The 5023-nt window shown below is 42.3% G+C and carries 5 protein-coding genes; 2 read left to right on the forward strand and 3 right to left on the reverse strand.

Annotated elements, in window-relative coordinates; translation table 11 throughout:
* Together WBA23_RS13740 and WBA23_RS13745 are read right to left on the reverse strand one after the other, a co-directional pair.
* Positions 1 to 744: alanine:cation symporter family protein (locus tag WBA23_RS13740; RefSeq protein WP_424582849.1), on the reverse strand; the 744-nt coding region annotated here is incomplete at its 3' end.
* Between the two features lie 72 nt (positions 745 to 816).
* Entirely contained in the window at positions 817 to 1266 is a 450-nt protein-coding gene (locus WBA23_RS13745) for a hypothetical protein (protein ID WP_424582850.1), read from the reverse strand.
* 120 nt (positions 1267 to 1386) lie between these two features.
* Between WBA23_RS13745 and WBA23_RS13750 the strand changes: the two genes are divergently transcribed.
* Entirely contained in the window at positions 1387 to 1899 is a 513-nt protein-coding gene (locus WBA23_RS13750) for an adenine phosphoribosyltransferase (RefSeq protein ID WP_424582851.1), read from the forward strand.
* Here the strand turns inward: WBA23_RS13750 and WBA23_RS13755 are convergent.
* The gene (locus WBA23_RS13755; RefSeq protein ID WP_424582852.1) at positions 1896 to 2597 is read right to left on the reverse strand and encodes an SDR family NAD(P)-dependent oxidoreductase; all 702 of its coding nucleotides are present in this window, start codon (positions 2595 to 2597) and stop codon (positions 1896 to 1898) included. The genes WBA23_RS13750 and WBA23_RS13755 overlap by 4 nt on opposite strands.
* Positions 2598 to 2923: 326 nt before the next feature.
* Between WBA23_RS13755 and WBA23_RS13760 the strand changes: the two genes are divergently transcribed.
* Positions 2924 to 4852, forward strand: coding sequence for a PrkA family serine protein kinase (locus WBA23_RS13760; RefSeq protein ID WP_424582853.1), 1929 nt, complete (start codon positions 2924 to 2926; stop codon positions 4850 to 4852).
* Positions 4853 to 5023 lie beyond the last annotated feature (171 nt).

Below are 5023 nucleotides of genomic sequence, written 5' to 3' on the forward strand. Positions count from 1 at the left end.
GCTAAGAGAAGGAACAATCTGAGCGGCATTGGCAAACAGTATATAAACAACCGAAACTACGTAAATAGCCACCATTGCCGGAACCATACGACTAGCTACACTTGCAATTCGTTTAATTCCCCCGAAAATAACTACGGCAACTAGTGTAGCTACTAAAAGCCCTATAATGAGGTTTAGAACAAAACTCTCCTGCATTCCCATCGGAAGCAAAACGACATCTTTAATAACTCGACCTAATTGATTAGCATTTACCATTGGTAGAGGTCCCAATAATCCGGCTACGCAGAAAAATACTGCCAGCGGTTTCCACTTTTTACCTAAACCTTCTTCAATCACATACATCGGGCCTCCCTGCACTTGTCCGGCACTGTCTTTCCCTCGGTACATAATTGCCAGTGTGCAAGTAAAAAATTTGGTAGCCATACCCAGAAATGCGCTTACCCACATCCAAAAGAGGGCACCGGGACCACCTACAGTAATTGCTACTGCTACCCCGGTAACATTTCCCATTCCTACGGTAGCGGCTAAAGCACTAGAAAGAGCTTCAAAGTGGCTAATCTCGCCCGGATCATCCGGGTTATCGTACTTTCCTCGTAGTACATTAATAGCATGACCAAAGTAGCGGAACGGAAGGAAACGAGAATAGAGCATAAAAAATAGCCCTCCGCCTAATAAAAGGACAAGGAGAGGCGTACCCCAAGCCAAACTACTAAACTGTTCTAATATGCTTTCGAGCTGTCTCAAAGGATAGGTAAGGATAGTTTATACAACGAGGGTTGAATATACGGATTCGTTGAATCCTCACCAAATGAGAGGTTAACCGACTAGTTTTTTCCAATCGCGGTTCCTAACGGAGATGTTCTGAGAGATTTTACTGTAATTATCCCAAGAATCTTTTACATGGTAGAGTGAAGGAAGATTTCCTGATAATAAATCTTCGTAGTCTTTACGATAAAGACCACCGCCGTAGTAGTAAAAAGTAAACAGATTACCTTCTTCGCTAAAAAGCTCATGGCCTAAGTAGCCATCCCAAATCTCACTAAGAATGGTGCAGGAAATTTCGCGTTTTTTGAATCTGAAGATTTGAGTATCGGCTTCTTCCTCGAAGTACTCGGAATATAAATCATTGTCGATGATCCACCCCAGATACATTCCAATGTGAACATAGGCTTGTTCAATAGGTAGATCACCGGGAAAGTTTCCTAAGAAATGAGTCTTGGCGTTGTCATAAATACTTTTCCCTTTTGCAGATACTGGTGTGGTCATAACTTTTTTAAACAAATGTAGAGGATTAGAGGCTGCGATTTTGTGAAGTTTCTATCAATTCATTACGCTTGTGTAGTTTTTCCAGATTCCGATAAATCGCTTTTAAAATTCTACCATGCTATGGAGCTAGCCAACTATATTCGTGATGTTGTTGACTTTCCTCAACCGGGGGTTACCTATAAGGATATTACTCCACTATTGGGAAACCCTGCTGCCTTTAAAGCGGCGGTTGGTCAACTTAGTAGTACTCTGGTTCAGCTAGGGGTCCAAAAAGTTGTGGGAATAGAATCGCGCGGTTTTATCTTAGGCGCATCGTTGGCTGAACGGCTGGAGGCAGGTTTCGTACCGGTTCGGAAAAAGGGGAAGTTGCCATTTCAGACCTTGCAGCAGGAATATACGTTGGAATATGGTACTGATTGTCTGGAGATTCATCAAGATGCAATATTGCCTGGGGAGAAAGTAGTAGTGCACGATGATGTATTGGCTACGGGTGGTACAGCTGCTGCTGCTTGCAATCTAGTCCAACGGCTAGGTGGGGAAATTGTCCAGGTATCCTTTCTTGTCGAGTTGTCTTTCCTCAAGGGAAGAGAGAAAATTGCGCAGTATCCGATTTTCAGCCTCACTACGTTTTAGGCATTTCCGTACAACTTGAGCACTGTCTGCCGTAGCGGAGCACTATTGGAAGAGGCCAGAAAAGCAATTGTTTCGGCAACTTGTTCAGGGGTAACCCAGTCGTTAAAGTTAGCGTCGGGCATAGATTCTCGGTTAGGTGGTGTGTTCAGTACGCTAGGCACAATAACAGAACAGCGAACCCCAGTTTCAGCCGTCTTAGCATTAACTATTTTCTCAAGCTGAAATAGTAGTGACTTAGAGAGAGCATAGGATACCATATCCGCCGCGGCTGATGGATCAAGCGCAGGACGAGCTCCCACCAGTACAATATGACCGTCTTGCTCCTGATCACTCATCTGAGCTGACAGCTTTTGGCAACATAGATAGGCGGTCAGAAAATTTAGGCGATACATTTTCTCCAAATCCTTGTGAGTTGTTTCTGCCAGCGTACCCATAGCAAATCCACCAACCAGCAACGCCGCAAAATCAACCTGACCGTAGTTTTGAGAGATGTGATTCACTAAGTTACTGATCTCACTTTCATTACTTACGTCAACCGCATACTTTTCAAAAGATGGATGATCTTCAAATTCCAATGATTCATCTGGGGTTTTAACGGTGCCTACTACGACAAACCCTTCACCTAATAGTCGGTTCGTTACTGATCTGCCTAAATTACCAGATGCTCCAGTTACTAAGGCAATCTTTTTCTGTGACATGTTTCAATGTTAGTTTTATGACTCTAGAAATAAGAAGGAATTTTTTAGAAAAATGTTCATCAAACTATATCATCTTTAAAAATTTTCAGTATATTAAACTATTGATTAAAGAAAATTCAAGCTAACCTATGCTTGATTGATCGGCCTTCAGGGTATCCATGCATACCATAACCTCACCACAGTTCGTTATAAAAGGCCCTTAGTGCAGTAATGAAGAAGTCACTTATTCGCACTACCATCTGACAAACCATCCAATTACGTCAAAGTCGTTAACGTAATCTGTTTAGTGATTCTTAACTTATTTACAAGAGTAAATCTAGAAGGATATGAGTGTATTAGATAAGATCAAGACCAACTACAGCTCCTCTTTTAGCGAAATCACATTGGCTGAATATTTAAAGGAGTGTAAAAAAGATGCTACGATGTACGCCAAACCCTCAGAGCGAATTCTGGAGGCGATTGGCGAACCCGAATTAGCGGATACCCGAAATGACCCAAAACTTAGTCGGATATTTTCTAATAAGGTAATTAAGCGCTATCCGGCCTTCCGCGAGTTTTACGGTATGGAAGATACCATCGATCAGATAGTATCTTTCTTCCGCTATTCGGCGCAGGGTTTAGAGGAAAAGAAGCAAATCCTGTATCTAATGGGACCAGTCGGTGGCGGAAAAAGCTCGTTGGCTGAAAAGGTTAAGCAATTGATGCAAGAGAACCCAATTTTTGTACTAAAAGCCGGGGATGAACTTAGTCCAGTGTACGAAAGCCCACTGGGGCTATTTTCCGACTATAAAAAGGAACTGGAATCAGAGTACAATATTCCATCTCGCTACATTCCGGCTTGTATGAGTCCTTGGGCCGCCAAACGCTTGCGGGAGTTTGATGGCGACGTGAATAAATTTAAAGTCGTAAAGCTTTACCCCTCTGTTCAGAATCAAATCGGAATTTCTAAAACTGAACCTGGTGACGAGAACAACCAGGATATTTCTACGCTAGTGGGCAAAGTTGATATACGTAAGCTGGCAGAGTTTCAGCAAAGCGACCCAGATGCCTATTCTTACTCAGGGGCGTTGTGTTTAGCCAACCAGGGTGTAATGGAGTTTGTGGAAATGTTTAAATCTCCTATTAAGGTACTCAATCCGCTGCTGACTGCTACTCAGGAAAATAACTACAAAGGTACGGAACCCATTGGAGCTATTCCTTACGATGGAATCATTTTAGCCCACTCGAACGAGTCTGAATGGGCAAAATTTGCTAATGACAAAAAGAATGAGGCCTTTTTAGATCGAATTTACAAAGTGCAGGTGCCGTATTGTTTGAGGGTAGATGAGGAAATCAACATATACGAAAAATTAATCCGAGAAAGCTCACTAGACCAAGCTCCTTGCGCCCCGCTCACGCTAGAATTACTCGCTCAATTTTCAGTAATGACTCGGTTGAAGGTTCCGGAAAATTCCAGCTTGCACTCTAAGATGCGAGTTTACAATGGAGAAACCCTGAAAGAGACTGATCCCAATGCTAAGTCTATTCAAGAGTACCGCGACGATGCCGGAATTAACGAAGGAATGACGGGGGTTTCTACTCGCTTTGCGTTTAAGGTACTGTCTAAAGTATTCAACTTCGATAATGAAGAGCTAGCAGCCAATCCGGTGCATCTTCTGTACGTGCTGGAACAGGAAGTAGTAAAGCTAGAGTTAGATAACGAAAACGAGGAGCGGTATCTGAATATTATCAAATCTATTCTGGCTACTAAGTATGCTGAGTTTATTGCCGACGAAATTCAGAAAGCCTACATTGAATCTTACGGCACCTACGGACAAAACATTTTTGAGAAGTACATTATTTACGCTGATTACTGGATTCAAAATAACGACTACCGTGATCCGGATTCGGGAGAAATTTTAGACCGAAGCATTTTAAACGATGAGTTAGAAAAGATCGAGAAACCGGCGGGAATTGCCAATCCGAAAGATTTCCGGGCAGAAGTAACTAACTTCACGTTGCGCTACAAGGCTAATAATGGCGGCGAAACCCCCCGCTGGGATTCTTACGAGAAAATTAAAAACGTGATTGAAAAGAAGATTTTCACCAACACTGAAGATTTACTTCCGGTAATTTCTTTCAATGCCAAAAGTAACGAAGAAGATGATCGCAAACACCAGGATTTTACTCGCCGAATGAATGATCGGGGCTATACTGCGAAGCAAATTCGCATTCTGGTAGACTGGTTTATGCGCGTTCGTAAAACGATGGGATAGAGGAAAAATACGAAATGTGACAGGGAGAAATTCTGTAGAGGCGTAATTGATCACGTTTATTTTCAACGTAACTATATGAGCAATAGTAATATTATTGATCGGCGAAAAAATACGAAGGGCAAATCTATTAACAATCGCCAAAAGTTTCTGAAACGGGTGGAGGGGCAAATT

Origin of the sequence: Tunicatimonas sp. (assembly GCF_049647865.1) — a bacterium.
In the GTDB taxonomy this organism is placed as follows: Bacteria; Bacteroidota; Bacteroidia; order Cytophagales; family Cyclobacteriaceae; genus Tunicatimonas.

Coding starts and splice junctions, on each gene's coding strand:
- WBA23_RS13755 (WP_424582852.1), bottom strand. CDS start 2,597: ATGTCACAGAAAAAGATTGCCTTAGTAACTGGAGCATCTGGTAATTTA.
- WBA23_RS13760 (WP_424582853.1), top strand. CDS start 2,924: ATGAGTGTATTAGATAAGATCAAGACCAACTACAGCTCCTCTTTTAGC.
- WBA23_RS13750 (WP_424582851.1), top strand. CDS start 1,387: ATGGAGCTAGCCAACTATATTCGTGATGTTGTTGACTTTCCTCAACCG.
- WBA23_RS13745 (WP_424582850.1), bottom strand. CDS start 1,266: ATGACCACACCAGTATCTGCAAAAGGGAAAAGTATTTATGACAACGCC.